The following is a 15,895-nucleotide window of genomic DNA, read 5'->3' as shown; positions in this document are numbered from 1 at the left end:
ATGAAGAAGAGAATTATAATTGGAACTGTTATAAGCATTTCTATGTGCTTTATATTCATAATTGCTAACCTATACATCGACTACAATCTCAGGAAATACTCAGTTTACTATGCCCACAACATGGAGCATAAGGGGGGAACACGCCCAGAGCTGGCAATGGCATTAGAAAATATGAACGTTATCTATAAGCCTGACAAGAAAAATATACGGTATAGAGAAGACGGCGGTTTTACCATTTGCAATAATTATACAGATAGTGAACAAGCTATCTTAAGTTGCGATCTAGGAGAAACAGAACTTCGATTTGGTTATTATGATGTCACGTATAAGAGCTACTATTTCGATGATGCCTTTAATCTAACCCTCGTCTATGACTCATCGGTTGGACATGATAAAATAGATATCAAGACTGTAGATCAGGATGCACTTTACAAAGACATATACAATAACTTCGGGTTCATTGTCGAAGCCAACGTCAATCGCAAACCACGAATCAACCTGCAGAAGCAGTTCAACAAGAAGTACTATAAGCGATTCAATTAGCTTCGGGGTCGCAATTTCAACGTCACAAACACAGCAATCGAAACCATGACAAAGTAGATTCCGCATATCACGAGTGCCGTATGCTCGAAGAACGACTGTGGCAGTAAGTTGATGAGGTCGCTCTCGTTCGGGTTAAGCTTCCAGTAATTATTTGCAAATAGCACCTTATGAAATATCATAAATGCTTTATCGAAATTTACAGCCGCTATTCCGACTACCAGCAGGAAGGCGGCATTTGTAATTGTGCATGTATTGATGAATGTCTTGCAAATTGATGAACGGTAAGATGCTCTGTATTTATAGTAAATAAAAATACAGATGAGAGAGATAAAGAATATTAGAGTGGCTATCAGCCTTACCAGATAAGCTTTGAGGAAGATGGCACGCACATCCCTAAGATGAACCTTTTCTCGCGCAGTGTAAAACTCCTGCCGAGTACCATCGGCAGTCACCTCGATATTCAGATTAGAGCGATTTCCGCGCAGATACTCCATCATCTCGCTAAACGCAGACATCACGTTGTCCATATCTATATTGCGGTTCAAGTCGCCGAGCACGTCTTTTTCTTCAAATTGGTGGCGGTAATACCCTGGGATATGATACATAGTTATATCTGCTGCAGTCAGCAGTGCAGCTACCATGAAACTCAGTGCGCATATAATGGCAATGATTTTAATCTTCAATTCGAGGCTCCTTTCTACAGAGTCTAATGTATCATTGCTTTGTGATTCCTGCAAGCTCAGGGAACTATCGCGCCACAGAGGTGAAGCAAATAAACCGGAAAATGTTCTATATATAAAACACAAAATTACTTTACAATTAAATTAAATGTGATACAATCGATTTATAAACAATTGATTACAAAATTAGATTTAATTTTAGAGGAGGATATTGATATGCAGAAGTATGTATGTGACGTTTGTGGATACGTTTATGACCCAGCAGTTGGTGACCCAGATAACGGAATCGAGCCAGGAACTGCATTCGAGGATCTACCAGAAGATTGGGCTTGCCCTCTTTGCGACGTTAGCAAGGATATGTTTTCTGAGACTGACGAATAATTAAATACTCAATATAAATATTTTAACCACTAATGTGCGGCGAGTCATCTCGTCGCACTTTTTATATTCCTTAAGTTTGTACAATGTGTTATTAACTTACAAGGTTATCAATCGATCATAATTTCACTGTTTGAATTTAGCGTGCTAAAGTGATAGTATAGATTCATATCTTATATTGAATTAAATCGAGGTATCGAACATGAATAAAGTTGAATCAAGATGGCTACAGAACTTTGTTGACGCGATTCTGTCGCTAGAGACTGAGGAGGAGTGCATAAAGTTCTTCGAGGACATTTGTACGATTAAAGAATTTCAAGACCTAGCGCACAGGCTTGAGGTAGCTAGACTTCTTACAGATGGCAGAGTTTTTAATGAAATCAGCAAACTTACTGGTGCAAGCTCCGCTACGATTACGAGGGTAAACAAATGCCTTATGTATGGAGGGGGCGGGTACAAAACTGTACTGGATAAAAATAATAATTTTAAAGAAAACGGAGATACAGAAGAACATCAATAGTCATGAGCAGATTTATCAGAGAATTATACAAGGACTTCAAGTCATATACACCGGGCGAGCAGCCCAAGGATAGGAAATATCTCAAGCTCAACACCAACGAGTCGCCGTTCCCACCTGCACCTGCCGTATACCAAGCGATGCGTGATGCTGACATGGAGCAGATGCGCCTTTATCCAGACCCGACAGGCAGGAAACTCAAGGTCAAGATGGCTGAGTTGTACGAAGTGCAGCCAGAGAATGTGTTCCTGTCAAATGGCTCAGATGATATTCTGAACTTCGCTTTCATGGCTTGGAACGACACGAACGACAGCATCGTTATACCCGATGTTACCTATAGCTTCTACGAGGTTGTGGCACGTCTCCATGAGATAAATTATGAGATTAAGCCGCTGCGTGATGACTTGACTCTTGATCTGGAAGGATACATAGGAATAGATAAGAATATAGTTTTACCTAATCCAAACGCTCCGACTGGAATCGCACTCACACGTACCCAGATAGAGGAGCTCGTTAGGTCGAATCCCGATAATGTAGTGATTATAGACGAGGCGTATGCAGGTTTCGGTGCTGAATCGGCGATTCCATTAACTCGCAAATACGACAACCTACTTGTCGTGCAGACTTTCTCGAAGTCGAGGAGCTTTGCAGGAGGAAGGCTTGGTTTTGCGATAGGAGATGCTGCTCTAATCGAAGATCTGACCAAGATGCAGTATTCGACAAATCCTTATGCGGTCAATGCTATGTCACTTATTCTGGCAGAGGCGGCAGTTGATGCGGAGGACTACTATCAGGAGAACCTGCAGAGAATAATTGAGGCGAGGGACTATGCAGCGGATAAGCTGAATGCTCTAGGATTCGAGGTGCTACCATCTCAGGCAAATTTCCTTTACATGAAGCTGGACGGCTTCGGTGGCCGAGAGCTATATGAGAAGCTTAAGGAACGCGGGGTACTTGTGCGCCACTTTGCTAAACCTAGGATAGATGACTATATAAGAGTAACAATAGGAACAAAGGAACAGATGGATGAGCTTGTCGAAGTTATAAAGGCGGTTCTAGGGGATAAGTAGCACGAGGAATTCTGATTAATAACAAGTTGTAAGATAAGAAAGAGCTAGGTCCGATGACCTAGCTCCAGTATTTTTGGCTCCGGTTATTATAGCTAAATGTGAACTGCCCCTACCCCTCATACTTAAAACTATCCATATAGCGCAGCTTGAATAGATTGCGCTCGTGAAGCATATCGATTCGCTCCTTAGTTTTAGGATCCTCGATTTCTCCAGTTCTGATATAGCGGTCGAGGACTTCGTAAGTGAAGCCGAGCTTATCCTCGTCTGTCATTCCGCTAAGACCATCAGAAGGGACCTTCTCAATCAGGACTTCGGGTACTCCAAGCACGCGGCCCATTGCGCGGATTTCGGCAGTTGTAAAAGACGAAATCGGACTAAAGTCACCTGCCGCATCTCCGTATCTAGTTGAGTAGCCGACCCAGTCCTCGGAAAGGTTGCAGGTGTTAGCAACCCTGCCATTTCTCGACTGACCGACGGCGTATAGAGTCGCCATTCTGAGGCGGGGAGCTAGATTGATAAGAGAATCCTTGCTGAGTTCGCCAATTGCGCACTCGATGTCCTTAACTGCACCATTGTAAGCCGCTTCTATGTTGATGACATGGCTCTCTATACCGAGGTGGTTAGTCAGGAGTAGCGCCATGTCCATATCGCTCTGCTCTCCGTTAGGCATCATGATTCCGATTACTCGTTCCTTGCCGAGTGCCTGCACCAGAAGGGCAGCAGTTATCGAGCTGTCCTTACCTCCGCTGATCCCGATTATTGCGTTGCAGCCGGGACCGTTCAACTTAAACCAATCGCTGATCCATTTTACGGTTGCATCAACAGCTTTTTTTGCATCAAAATCCATAATATCCTCCTATATTCCAAACGGGCGAATCGCCCTCTCAAGTATTCCGTTGCAGTATGCGATTACCATTCCGTAGTTCGCGATTGGGATACCTTGCGTGTCCGCCTCGCCGAGTCTATACTGCATCTCGCGCCTGTTTAGCATGCAAGCACCACAGTGAATTATGACCTTATAACCGCTGAGGTCGCGTGGATACTCGCCGCCTGAAGTCCAGTCGAATTCTACATTTGGCTGAATCTTGCGAACTAGCTTAGGTATCTTGACTGTGCCGATATCGTTGCACTGGCGGTGGTGAGTACAGCCTTCGCTGATGAGAATTCTGTCACCAGCCTCAAGTGTATCGAGTGCACGTGCGCCTTGAAGCTGCTGCGCTAGGTCGCCCTTCTGTCTTGCAAATATAATCGAAAAAGACGTAAGTGGCATATCAGGAGGGATGTCGTTTGCCACTGACTTAAACGCCTGTGAGTCGGTGATTACTATATCTGGAGCCTTGCCGAGAGCAGTAATAGCAGCCTTGACTTCCGTCTCCTTGACCACAAGAGCCATTGCCCCCTTATCCAGGATATCTCGAATGACTTGCTGCTGAGGTAGAATCAATCTTCCCTTAGGTGCAGCAGAATCAATCGGAGTGACGAGTAGCACGACATCACCCTTATTGACGATTCCATCCGTTAAACCGATAGGAGAGTCATCCTGCTTTGCACATCTTATAATAGCCTGCTTAAGGTCTTCGATGCCTGAACCGCTGAGTGCATCCGTACAGACGATAGGGACGTCGGCAGGGATGTCAAAGCACTCTCTGTATGAAACTGAATCTTCTATACTCTCGCATTTATTGACCACGACTATAGTGGGCATATTTCTCTTGCGAGATTCTCTAAGGAATTGCTCTGCCATATTTGAGAATTTACCGCCTTGCCTGCTCGCATCGAGCACAAACAGCGCCAGGTCACACTTTCTGAGGGCTTCATATGACTTATCTACACGCTTTAGACCGAGCTCGCCCTCATCGTCGAGCCCTGCCGTATCTACGAACAAGACTGGCCCTATAGGTAGGAGTTCCATGCTTTTAGAGACGGGGTCTGTCGTAGTACCTGCAATGTCCGAGGTAAGCACTAAATCCTGCCCGAGAAGCTTATTTACGAGCGAAGATTTACCGACATTTCGCGGTCCGAATAATCCGATTGTATATCTATTTCCCGAAGGAGTATCATTTAATCCCATTTTCAAGCCCTTTCTTCATGATTTCTATAATTTTACCACATGTCCAAACTGCCCTCAATGGAGGGCGCGTGGTGTGGCGACACCTAGAAAAGTGTTGTATAATCAAAAGGTAAATTTAGGAGGTATACACATGAAAAATGTGAACGTAATAGATATAAAACCGAACACCAATATCACCGACTTCTTTATGATTAAAGCCACTTCGATTAAGGTTGGCTCGAATGGTAAGGAGTATCAGGATGTGATGCTGACCGATGCAACAGGAGACCTCTCCGCCAAGAAGTGGGATGTGGATGAGAATAACATCGAATTTCTGAAGTCTCTCAAGGTCGGAGACCTCGTTAAGGTGAGAGGATCTGTGACTGATTGGAAGGGACAAACTCAGCTGCGCATCAATCAGATTAGGCTTGCCACTGAAGAGGATGATCTAGAGATGAGTGATTTTGTGAAGTCAGCGCCTGAAAAGCCGATAGATATGTATGAATATATTATCGGTGAGATCAACGCTATGCAGGATGAGGATTTCAAGAAGCTATGTCTACATCTATATGAGGGCAATAAAGAGAAACTTATGTACTATCCAGCGGCGATGTCCAACCATCACGCTGAGTACGGCGGTCTGCTCTATCACATCAAGCGCATGATGATGAGTGCTAACAGGCTGTGCGAGGTATACACGAATCTATCCAGAGACCTTCTGGTTGCTGGCGTTGCGATTCACGATATCGAGAAGCTCAATGAGATTCTGTCGGATAAGAACGGCATATCGCCAGGCTATTCGTTTAAGGGACAGATGCTCGGGCATATCGTACAGGGAATTACTCTTGTAAATGACCTTTGCAAGGAACTCGGTATCAGCGAAGAAAAGGCGGTACTGCTCGAACACATGATACTCTCTCATCACTACGAACCCGAGTTTGGAAGCCCTAAGAAGCCACTGTTCCCAGAGGCAGAGATGCTGCACTACCTGGACATTGTCGATGCGAGGATGTTCGATATGGAGGAAGGACTCAAGGGAGTTTCAGACGGTGAGTTCGGTGATCGTGTGTGGCCACTGGATAATAGAAGGCTGTATAAGCGCACGTTTTAGGCAGTGTAATTAAAACGCGGCATTCGGGATAGGCGTCATAATTGCTTAGATGACTTGATTTAAAGAGCCCGATAGCTTGCGAATTAGGATGCGTTAATGGCAGTTACGGAAATCAAGATCGGTAAGATCACGCAAGTAATATACAATAATGAATCCAACGGCTTTGCGATATGCCTCTTCGAGACGGAAGATGAGCAGTTTAAAATCTCAGGGATGTTCCATGCGATAAATCCCGAGATAACGTACAAGCTGGAGGGTAACTTCAAGATTCACCCGCGTTATGGTGAGCAGTTTAACGTATCTGCGTATGAGGAACAGCTACCTGATGATGCGGAAGGTATAAGGGTATTTCTTGCATCTGGAGCTATCAGAGGAATAGGCCCTAATATGGCCAAGAGAATTGTCGATAAGTTCGGCAAAGACGCACTTGATATAATCGAGGAAAATCCAGAGGCGCTGCTATCCATAAATGGTCTAGGACCTAAGACAGTCGAGAAAATCGCAAAGTCATACAAGGAGTCGCGTGAATTTACCAAGATTTCACTTGGTCTCGGAGGGTATGGAATTCAGCCGGCGCAGGCAGTTAAGATATACAAGCTATATGGAGATAAGTCGCTCGAGGTTGTAACAGAAAATCCCTACACGCTAGTCGAAGATATTTACGGCATCAGTTTTAATAAGGCGGATGAGATTGCGGATAGAATCGGAATAGAGGCTGAGAGCGAGTTCCGAATTCAGAGCGGCATCAAGTATGCACTGTCGGTTTTTTCGAATAGTGGCAGCACTTATGTACCTAAGGATATTTTGCTTGAGAGCGCAATAAAGTTACTGGATATATCGAGTGAGTTAATCGAGGAAAACCTTACAACGCTTGCCTTTGCGGGAGAAATTGAGCTAGATTCACTTGATGGTGTACCTGTGGTGTACCAGCATTTCTTCTATCAAGCGGAGCAGAGCGTAACGTATCATATCAAGAGGATTATGAATGGCTATATGCCGCCGCTTGCTGCTGACCCAGACAACCTTATTAACGCCGCAGAAGCGGAGGAGCGGATTCAGCTATCTGGTGACCAGAGAAAGGCAATTCGTGCTGCTCTGACCAACAAGATTACGATTATTACGGGTGGACCTGGAACAGGTAAGACAACGGTTATCAATCTTATCGTAAGGATTTTCAAACAAATGGGCATCTCGGTAGCTCTCGCTGCTCCTACTGGACGTGCAGCTAAGCGCATAACAGAGACCTCTGGCGTTGAGGCGATGACTATACATAGGCTTCTTGAGTACGTGTACTCGGAGGATGAGAACGAGATGGAATTTGGCAGAAATGCAGAAAATCCACTCGAAGAGGATTCCTTCATAGTGGATGAGGCGTCGATGATTGACCTCATGCTGATGGATGGATTTCTGAGTGCTCTTGAGGACGATAGTAGGCTTATAATAGTTGGCGATGCTGACCAGCTACCGTCTGTTGGGGCAGGCAACGTGCTACTAGACATGATTAACAGTGATTATGTTCCGACTATTAGGCTTGAGGAGATATTTAGACAGGCGAGTGAGAGCCGCATCGTTGTGAATGCGCACTCGATTAACAGTGGCGAATATCCTGAAACGGGCGGTAGAGATAGCGATTTCTTCTTCATGCACAGAAGAGGCGAAGAAGAGATCAGAGAGACGATTGAAGAGCTTGTCACTGGAAGGCTTGAAAGTTACTACGACTTCGTTAAGGGCAATGGTGATATTCAGGTGCTTACACCAACCAGAAAAGGTGGCCTTGGAACTGCAAGCCTCAACGAAATGCTGCAGAGCATAATCAATCCTGCTTCGGAAGAGCTAAATGAAAGGAAGTTTGGCTCCAAGGTTTTCCGTGAGGGTGACAAGGTCATGCAGATCAGAAACAACTACCAGATGGAATGGCAGCAGCTCGGAAGGCAGAGTGGACGCGGCATATTCAACGGTGACATGGGCGTAATCAATACTATAGATAATGATAATGCCAAGGTGGTTGTGGATTTTGACGGCAGATTTGTGACCTATGATAGCGAGGAACTCGATGAGCTTGAGCTTGCATATGCGGTAACTGTGCACAAAAGTCAAGGCTGTGAATTCCCTGTGGTAATTATGCCGATATCAGGATTTCCACCGATGCTTGCGACGAGAAACCTACTATATACAGCAATCACTAGGGGTAAGAAGCTTGTGATCCTGGTTGGCTCAGAGGAGCGTATGCATAGGATGATTGATAACAACAGAATAGATGAACGCTATACTGGGCTTGAGGCTAGGCTCAGGGAAGTCGATATGGGCGGTCTTTTGTAAAAATTTAATATTATTTAATATAAAATAAGTATAGAAAATGGTATTTTATACTGTGCTATACTGTGCATAAATGTCATAAGTGCGTGCTTCACTTAAGTCGTTATATCCATCGAGTTACTTACAAGGAGACAAGGGATATGAATTACGATAGAAGAAATGAAGTTAATTTTTACAAAAAAATATCAATTATTTTAGGAACAATACTGGCTATTATAGTGGTGGGGTTGGGAGTGACATTCTATTTTGCTCAATGGAACCTGCATGGAGTTAGTAATATGCCACATTTTGACTGGACAAAGGACAGGTCTTTGGATTTGGTCGGAAAAGTTGAGGGAAAGAATGTTTACAAGTATGGAATTAGCGAAATGACATATTCAACATTTAGTGCTAATAAAATCACCGCTAAAAAGTATTATGAGAAAAGCTGGGTAACTGTTGATATGCTGACTGCCGGCGGATTAGAGACTTCAAGGGAGGGATATAGAACCTATCAGTATGATTGCTACTATATATTGCTTACAGATAAGGCTGTTGTATTTTGTAGCAATGATGTACCGATTAAAGAGGTTGTACAAGCCCTTGGAAAGTAAAACTCTGATTGCCACATATATAAATCTGTGCTGAAGGGAATTCCTTCTACGATATCATAGAATTAAAAGTGATATCGTAGGAGGTTTTTTTATTGATAGATACTTTGTTAGGACTCATATATCCGGACTCATTATATTGTATTTGCTGTGGGAGGCTAATCGACTCATCAGTCCCATACAGCCTGTGCAAGTCTTGTTCAGACAATATAAGCTGGGCGAATGTGCGAACCTGCGACAAATGTGGCAAGCTACTCGGGGACCACAATCCTCTCTCAATTTGTTACAACTGCAGGGAACACGGACACTCATTTGACAGAGGGTATACATGCACCGAGTACGGAATGTACGAGAAGGAGATTATATTCAACCTAAAGTATAAGCGCAAGACGTATATCGCACCGATAATAGCAGAGATTATGTATGACAGGCTTGAAGCTGCAGGTATAGAAGAGTATCCAGATATCATAATCCCAGTTCCCATGTATGTGACTAAGGAGCGAAAACGAGGTTTTAATCAAGCGGCACTTATCGCCAAGGAGCTGGCGAGGCTAATGGGGATAGAGTATAGAGCAGATGTTGTGATGAGGTGCAAGAGCACTGGGGTGATGAAGAGGCTTTCACCCGAGGAGCGCCTCAACAATGTGAGGTCTGCATTTGAGGTATATGAAGGGATGAGGCGGAAAATTTTCGGAAAAAATATATTTATAGTCGATGATATTTACACGACTGGAGCAACTGTTGATTCAATCGCAAGGCTGCTCAAGGCGGCAGGGGTTAGTCGTGCTGACGTCATGACGTTTGCGGCAGGAGCGGACATGGTAAAGGAGGCAGTATAAATGCTGTTTGTAAAGCGGTGTTTAAAATGGTATTCTAGCAAGTAGGATATGGCAAGGTCATGTTCGTGGTTGAAAGTCCAAGCCAGCTACGGGCAAAGGGATCCACGTAAGCTGCTGCGGAGACGGTAGTGATCATGGCGTAGCTTAGAAGTAAGTCCTCCGGGAAACTCGGGTCAAGGCAAGTGTGGGGTCAAAGACCAGGTCGAGTGGCATTGCCTATCCTCTATTTTGCAACTATTAATTCGAAAAGAGGCCTAAATGGAATACAGGATAGAACACGATACGATGGGCGAAGTAAAGGTGCCATCAGATAAACTGTGGGGCGCACAGACACAGCGCAGTTCAATGAACTTCAAGGTTGGTAAGCTTATGCCGATTGAGATTATCCGCGCGTTTGCATACCTTAAAAATGCTGCTGCTTGTGCCAATATGGATCTCGGCAGGCTTGCGCCTGAGAAGGCTTCTTACATAATGATAGTATGCGACCAGATTCTGAACGGTGAGCTAGATGAGAACTTTCCGCTCGTCGTGTACCAGACTGGCAGCGGTACGCAGACCAACATGAATGTAAATGAGGTCATTGCAGGACGTGCAAAGGAGATGGCTGGCGTAGCGGTACTTCATCCAAATGATGATGTCAATATGTCACAGAGTTCCAATGATACATTCCCAACAGCTATGAGCATTGCATCTGTGTTTGTACTCGAAGATAGAGTATTACCAGCACTAAACACTATGATAGTGACGCTCAAATCACTAGAAGCAAAATACATGAAGGTCATCAAGACTGGAAGGACTCATCTACAGGATGCTGTTCCGATGACCTTTGGGCAGGAAATCAGCGGATGGCGTTCGATGCTCGAGCACGACTACGATAACATTCTAAAGTCGCTCGATGGATTAAGAGAGATCGCTCTCGGCGGAACGGCAGTGGGTACTGGGCTAAATGCACCAGATGGATTTGCTGAGCGAGCTGCCGAAGCGCTGACGAGCTTAACAAAGAAAGAATTTATCACAGCACCTAATAAGTTTCATTCTCTAAGCTCCAAGGATGCGTACGTATTTGCACACGGAGCACTGAAGGCCCTTGCTGCTGATTTGATGAAGATGGCCAATGATATCAGATGGCTCTCAAGCGGACCTAGATGTGGGCTCGGAGAGATTCTAATTCCCGAGAACGAACCAGGAAGTTCAATCATGCCAGGCAAGGTAAACCCAACTCAGACTGAATCTGCGACGATGGTGGCTGTACGGGTAATGGGGAATGACACTGTAGTCGGACTGGCAGCTTCGCAGGGTAACTTCGAGCTCAATGTGTTCATGCCAGTGCTTATAGATGCATTTATAGAATCTGCGAATCTACTAGCTGATTCGCTAATTTCGCTTGAAGAAAAGTGCGTAAAAGGCATCACAGTGAATTCTGAAAAGATGGATGAAAACGCACACCGTTCGCTTATGGTAGCTGCCGCACTTAATCTACATATCGGTTATGAGAATGCTGCTAAGGTTGCAAAGAAGGCGCATGCAGACAATTCGACGCTGTGTGAAGCAGGGACTTCACTCGGACTGTTCACTGCTGAAGAATACGACACGTGGATAGATTTAATGGCGATGACTGGGGCGAAAAAGTAAGATTTTCAATTACTAAAAAGGCAAAAATATTTGAAAGCAGATACGTCGCCTGGTAAAGGCCACGCGGCTTATATGCATAGAAAGGTTAACATGGAAAACAACGAACGTGATATATATTATTGCCAGCTACCGATGATAAAGATGCTCTGCAATAGATGGGCAGAAGCGCATCCTACACGAAGGAAGCAGAACAGCGCTGTAGGTGTGACTCTTATACTAGGGGCTGCAATAATTCTGGGAATGCTTTATTACACGATTAAGCATGCGAATGTTCCGCAGTGGTATCTACATGTGTCGATTTGGGTAGCAGCACTTATAATTTTCATGGCAGGAAGACAGCGCAACTTAATCAGCAATCCACCATTTAAGGGATTACTTAATGTTAGATATGAGATGAGCGATGAGGGAATTTATTACATCTATCAGGAAAAGCTTACGGTATACACCTTCTTCATCGCTGATGATGATATTGAGGAAATGATCTATGATGATGAGTTTCAGGTTCTACACATAATCGGAAAAGGCGAAGTGTCTGCTGAAACTCGTAAAGGTGTGACAGAGCCTACTCGTGTAAATGATTACTACTGCTTGCTTCCATATGATGAATTTGATATCGACGATATTCTTAATCCGTATGGAGATATGATAAAGAGAGTACACGGGGATCTGCGTAGAGATTATAGATGCAAATAATTCACTAGGCACATAAGAAATACAGACTGTAGCACCCTCCCTACTGAATGGTTCAGTGGGGAGGGTGTTGTAATAACAGAAAGCAGGTGAAGGGAATATCCCGCTATCAAGGCCGCCTTCGGCGCCGCGTTGCGGGCTACGCACCTTGACAGTGGTTTTCTGGGTGTTTGCTTATGGTAGGATACACCCAGATTCGCCCCCTCTCCGATTGTATAGCTTGCGTCTCATGTTCAATTCCCACTTCGTTATATACAAAAAAACAGACGGATGAACCGTCTGCTTTTTTGCATGGAGCAGGTGAAGGGAATATCCCGCTATCAAGGTCGCCTTCGGCGCCGCGCTGCGGGCTACGCGCCTTGACAGCGGTTTTCTGGGTGTTTGCCTGTGATATGGTACACCCAGATTCGCCCCCTCTCCGATTATATGGCTTGCGTCTCGGGTTCAATTCCACACGAATAACAAAAAGGAGGTGCATTTGCACCTCCTTTGCATGGAGCAGGTGAAGGGAATTGAACCCTCGACGCAAGCTTGGGAAGCTCGAATTTTACCATTAAACTACACCTGCAGATAGATATTGAGATTATGTATGTAATTATACTGCGAATGGCAGAGTTGGTCAAATGAATGAATCATAATATTAACACAATACATATAATTAAGAATCGCATGCAATTATTAATAATCTATTAGCAATATATTAATGAATATGAATATTGTTGAAAACAATTACTTGCCCCATTAAAATCTGATTAAACAACAGGTGTTCTCTATTAAACCATGAGCACAGGAGGAACATATGTCACACATGATTGAGCTACATAAGGTGTCCAAGTATTACACCAACAAGGATACTGTCAGTACAGGACTATCTAGAATAGATCTCAACCTTGACATGGGCGAGTTCGTTGCTATTACAGGGGAGAGTGGAAGCGGAAAATCCACTTTGCTTAACGTAATCTCTGGGCTAGACACTTACGAAGAAGGTGAAATGTTCGTTGGCGGACAGGACACAAGCGCCTTCAAGACGGAGGATTACGAGAGGTATAGGAAGACATTTATCGGTAATATTTTCCAGGATTTTAATCTTGTGAACAGTTATAGCGTGTATCAGAACATCGAACTATCGATGCTGATGTGCGGCATGAAGCACAGCGATTGCAAGGAACGTGTAAATGAACTTATTGAACTCGTAAATCTCGGTGAATACAGAAGGACTAAGGCATCGAGACTTTCCGGCGGACAGAAGCAGCGAGTGGCGATTGCGCGTGCGCTTGCCAAAGATGCACCTATCATAGTTGCGGACGAGCCAACAGGTAATCTAGATACGGCTTCAGCTGCAAAGGTTATTGAAACGCTTTACAGAATCTCCAAGGACAAGCTTGTAGTTATCGTAACTCATAACTACGAGCAGGTTGAAAAATTCGTCACCCGCAAAATAACAGTTCATGACGGAAAGATAATAGAGGATAAGAAGGTCAGAGAACGTCAAATAATAGCATTTCATTCAGATAATGAAGAATTACAGGATAGCGGACAGCAGAGTTCAGTCGAACAGGAGAGTGCTAATATGCAGTATGATCCAGGGATTAGACAGAACGAAGAACAAGAAAGTGAAGTGCTAGGGTCAGAACTAATAATTCCTGGGGTCTCCGAAGGTGAGTTTGAAGCGGCAGATTCTGACGATTTTGAAGTGCCAGAAGATTCTAGATATTCCGATGTTGTAAATAGAATCAAGCAAGAAGAGCTTGAAGGCGATGAGATATCACCGGTCCCTATGCGTAGAGGTAGAGCAGCTAGAAATATGGAGAGAGAAGCTGAAGAAGTGGAGGCTTTAAAAAAGCAAGCCAAAGCAGAACGATCATATACTCCTGAGAGAGCTGAATCACGATCAGAAAGGGCTAAGTGTAATGCATCTAAATTGACTCGTCATGATGAGATGGGGCTTATGAACGAGTTAAGGCTTGGTGTCAGGAATACGTTCAATCTACCGACTAAGTTTATTCTATTGTTCATAATCTATATATTCGTTGCGACATCTGTGCTAGGACAGTATTCGTCCACGAAAGAGTCGCTGCACAGACAAGATATCAATAGCCTTGGCAATCAGTACTTTAGCAACACTAGTGCAGATCGGATAATCGTAAAGAAGTCAGATAACTCTGCGTTTACAGATGAGGATTATGCAAAGATTGAAAAGCTAAAGCATGTCAAAAGCATCATCAAAGAAGATCCCGTTGTTGATTCTAGGATTACACTCGATTCAAATATCTTTATGACAGGACTTCTCTATCCAGGGCAGAAGATAAAGACAAAGGACCTAACGTACGGAAAGCTACCAGAGCAGGAAAATGACATAGTCGTAGTAACAGACAAGTCTACGACGACATACGATGCGCTTAAGGGGAATAAAGATGAGCTCCTCTGCAAGGAATTTGATCTTATGGGAGACGAGGATGGAGAAACCCTTCAAGTTGGAAAGGTCAGAGTGACGGGCGTTATAGTTTATGATGATGCGTTTAAATCCGGAATCAACCCAAGCACTGGAACCGTAAAGTACTACTGCAGCGATGCTCTTGCGAGAAAAGTAGTAATGAACACACTTAGCACAAAATCAAGTGCCGTAGTTGACTTCAGCGGTCAAAAGGTGAAAAAGGCCAATGCCAGGTCATTTATAGAATCGAATCCTAACGTACCAAAGGGTGAAGCATACATCTATGAAGATCAGACTAAGAACTACAAGGACGAAAAATGGCAGAATAAACCGCTTAACATCTCAATCTCAAATATATATTATTCCGCGGATATTGCACTCAAAACTACAAAGAGTGTGAGTAAGAGTAGCGCACAGAAGCTGCTCGGAATTTCGAAGGATGATTATGAGACAAAAAATGCGAGAGTATATATAAATCCTGAAGATTATGACACCTTATACAATCGAGGGAACTATCAGATAAGCGTATTTGCAGATAATGATCTCAATGCGAATGCTCTGGCTTCATCAATCGACAAGTTCGGCGTATACAAGACGTTTTCGATGAAGAAGATGATTACAAAGGATCCTTTACCACAGCTGTTCCTGGTAAAACTGGTTCAGGTTATTTTCACGGCTATAGGATTTGTGGTGCTGTTCTTTATCGCCTATACGATAATAAGACTGATTATGAGATCGAGAAATTCGTACTATGCGACACTAAGAATTCTCGGTGGTACGAGGAAGAATACGAGTGCGATTCTGCGCATCGAATTGTTGATGATGATGGCAATTGCACTTGCGGTAGATTTCGTGGGCATTTATCTTGCCTCGAAGGGTCTGGTGAATGTAAAAGCGCTTAAAAATGCGCTATTATATCTAGAATTTAAGGATTACATCATTCTTACGGTAGCGCTTATGCTCATGTCGCTTCTCATCGCAAACAGATACTCGCGCAAAATTTTCAAGAAGTCGGCGATGAATATTTATAGAGAGGAGGACTAAA

At 43.9% G+C, this 15,895-nt stretch carries 14 protein-coding genes and 1 tRNA gene; 11 read left to right on the top strand and 4 right to left on the bottom strand.

Features of this window, described 5'->3' with window-relative positions:
* Entirely contained in the window at positions 1 to 543 is a 543-nt protein-coding gene (locus C5Q96_RS05925; protein ID WP_106057478.1) for a hypothetical protein, read from the top strand.
* On the opposite strand, the gene C5Q96_RS05920 is transcribed toward C5Q96_RS05925, so the two are convergent.
* Positions 540 to 1,226 carry a TIGR01906 family membrane protein gene (locus C5Q96_RS05920; protein WP_106057477.1) on the bottom strand — a complete coding sequence of 229 codons (687 nt, stop codon included), beginning with the start codon at positions 1,224 to 1,226 and terminating at the stop codon, positions 540 to 542. The genes C5Q96_RS05925 and C5Q96_RS05920 overlap by 4 nt on opposite strands.
* Before the next feature lie 213 nt (positions 1,227 to 1,439).
* Here C5Q96_RS05920 and rd point away from each other — a divergent pair, with 213 nt between their 5' ends.
* The 3 genes from rd (at position 1,440) to hisC (ending at position 3,188) form a co-directional block, all read left to right on the top strand.
* Positions 1,440 to 1,604, top strand: coding sequence for a rubredoxin (rd, locus tag C5Q96_RS05915; protein WP_106057476.1), 165 nt, complete (start codon positions 1,440 to 1,442; stop codon positions 1,602 to 1,604).
* 199 nt (positions 1,605 to 1,803) lie between these two features.
* Positions 1,804 to 2,121 (top strand): YerC/YecD family TrpR-related protein, encoded by a 318-nt coding sequence (locus C5Q96_RS05910; RefSeq protein ID WP_106057475.1) that lies wholly within the window; start codon positions 1,804 to 1,806, stop codon positions 2,119 to 2,121.
* 2 nt (positions 2,122 to 2,123) lie between these two features.
* Positions 2,124 to 3,188: a histidinol-phosphate transaminase gene (hisC, locus tag C5Q96_RS05905; protein ID WP_106057474.1), complete on the top strand. Its 1,065-nt coding sequence runs from the start codon at positions 2,124 to 2,126 to the stop codon at positions 3,186 to 3,188.
* Between the two features lie 109 nt (positions 3,189 to 3,297).
* Here the strand turns inward: hisC and nadE are convergent, their stop codons facing one another.
* On the bottom strand, positions 3,298 to 4,035 hold the full coding sequence (gene nadE / locus C5Q96_RS05900) for an NAD(+) synthase (protein ID WP_106057473.1): 738 nt from the start codon (positions 4,033 to 4,035) through the stop codon (positions 3,298 to 3,300).
* 9 nt (positions 4,036 to 4,044) lie between these two features.
* Complete coding sequence (gene hydF, locus C5Q96_RS05895) at positions 4,045 to 5,259, bottom strand: [FeFe] hydrogenase H-cluster maturation GTPase HydF (RefSeq protein WP_106057472.1); 1,215 nt, start codon at positions 5,257 to 5,259, stop codon at positions 4,045 to 4,047.
* A gap of 130 nt (positions 5,260 to 5,389) precedes the next feature.
* On the opposite strand from hydF, the gene C5Q96_RS05890 reads away from it, so the two are divergent.
* The 6 genes from C5Q96_RS05890 (at position 5,390) to C5Q96_RS05865 (ending at position 12,419) form a co-directional block, all read left to right on the top strand.
* Positions 5,390 to 6,349 carry a 3'-5' exoribonuclease YhaM family protein gene (locus tag C5Q96_RS05890; protein WP_106057471.1) on the top strand — a complete coding sequence of 320 codons (960 nt, stop codon included), beginning with the start codon at positions 5,390 to 5,392 and terminating at the stop codon, positions 6,347 to 6,349.
* Positions 6,350 to 6,445: 96 nt separating this feature from the next.
* The gene (gene recD2, locus C5Q96_RS05885) at positions 6,446 to 8,668 is read left to right on the top strand and encodes an SF1B family DNA helicase RecD2 (protein ID WP_106057470.1); all 2,223 of its coding nucleotides are present in this window, start codon (positions 6,446 to 6,448) and stop codon (positions 8,666 to 8,668) included.
* Positions 8,669 to 8,805: 137 nt separating this feature from the next.
* Positions 8,806 to 9,258 (top strand): hypothetical protein, encoded by a 453-nt coding sequence (locus C5Q96_RS05880; protein WP_106057469.1) that lies wholly within the window; start codon positions 8,806 to 8,808, stop codon positions 9,256 to 9,258.
* Positions 9,259 to 9,350: 92 nt separating this feature from the next.
* The gene (locus C5Q96_RS05875; protein ID WP_158696705.1) at positions 9,351 to 10,094 is read left to right on the top strand and encodes a ComF family protein; all 744 of its coding nucleotides are present in this window, start codon (positions 9,351 to 9,353) and stop codon (positions 10,092 to 10,094) included.
* A 258-nt stretch (positions 10,095 to 10,352) separates the two neighbouring features.
* Positions 10,353 to 11,726, top strand: a complete 1,374-nt coding sequence (gene fumC / locus C5Q96_RS05870; RefSeq protein ID WP_106057467.1) for a class II fumarate hydratase — start codon at positions 10,353 to 10,355, stop codon at positions 11,724 to 11,726.
* Between the two features lie 90 nt (positions 11,727 to 11,816).
* Complete coding sequence (locus C5Q96_RS05865; protein WP_158696704.1) at positions 11,817 to 12,419, top strand: hypothetical protein; 603 nt, start codon at positions 11,817 to 11,819, stop codon at positions 12,417 to 12,419.
* Between the two features lie 491 nt (positions 12,420 to 12,910).
* On the opposite strand, the gene C5Q96_RS05855 is transcribed toward C5Q96_RS05865, so the two are convergent.
* Positions 12,911 to 12,984: transfer RNA gene (locus tag C5Q96_RS05855), tRNA-Gly, on the bottom strand.
* A gap of 231 nt (positions 12,985 to 13,215) precedes the next feature.
* Between C5Q96_RS05855 and C5Q96_RS05850 the strand changes: the two genes are divergently transcribed.
* On the top strand, positions 13,216 to 15,894 hold the full coding sequence (locus C5Q96_RS05850; RefSeq protein ID WP_106057464.1) for an ABC transporter ATP-binding protein/permease: 2,679 nt from the start codon (positions 13,216 to 13,218) through the stop codon (positions 15,892 to 15,894).
* The last annotated feature ends 1 nt before the right edge of the window (position 15,895 follow it).

Source organism: Mogibacterium diversum (assembly GCF_002998925.1).
GTDB lineage: Bacteria > Bacillota > Clostridia > Peptostreptococcales > Anaerovoracaceae > Mogibacterium > Mogibacterium diversum.
Note: the sequence above shows the minus strand (reverse complement) of the source record. Positions and strands in the feature narration are given on the sequence as shown.

Excerpts from the sequence above, each read along its gene's own strand:
- C5Q96_RS05925 (WP_106057478.1), top strand. The coding sequence starts at position 1 with ATGAAGAAGAGAATTATAATTGGAACTGTTATAAGCATTTCTATGTGC.
- rd (WP_106057476.1), top strand. The coding sequence starts at position 1,440 with ATGCAGAAGTATGTATGTGACGTTTGTGGATACGTTTATGACCCAGCA.
- C5Q96_RS05910 (WP_106057475.1), top strand. The coding sequence starts at position 1,804 with ATGAATAAAGTTGAATCAAGATGGCTACAGAACTTTGTTGACGCGATT.
- hisC (WP_106057474.1), top strand. The coding sequence starts at position 2,124 with ATGAGCAGATTTATCAGAGAATTATACAAGGACTTCAAGTCATATACA.
- nadE (WP_106057473.1), bottom strand. The coding sequence starts at position 4,035 with ATGGATTTTGATGCAAAAAAAGCTGTTGATGCAACCGTAAAATGGATC.
- hydF (WP_106057472.1), bottom strand. The coding sequence starts at position 5,259 with ATGGGATTAAATGATACTCCTTCGGGAAATAGATATACAATCGGATTA.
- C5Q96_RS05890 (WP_106057471.1), top strand. The coding sequence starts at position 5,390 with ATGAAAAATGTGAACGTAATAGATATAAAACCGAACACCAATATCACC.
- recD2 (WP_106057470.1), top strand. The coding sequence starts at position 6,446 with ATGGCAGTTACGGAAATCAAGATCGGTAAGATCACGCAAGTAATATAC.
- C5Q96_RS05880 (WP_106057469.1), top strand. The coding sequence starts at position 8,806 with ATGAATTACGATAGAAGAAATGAAGTTAATTTTTACAAAAAAATATCA.
- fumC (WP_106057467.1), top strand. The coding sequence starts at position 10,353 with ATGGAATACAGGATAGAACACGATACGATGGGCGAAGTAAAGGTGCCA.
- C5Q96_RS05865 (WP_158696704.1), top strand. The coding sequence starts at position 11,817 with ATGGAAAACAACGAACGTGATATATATTATTGCCAGCTACCGATGATA.
- C5Q96_RS05850 (WP_106057464.1), top strand. The coding sequence starts at position 13,216 with ATGTCACACATGATTGAGCTACATAAGGTGTCCAAGTATTACACCAAC.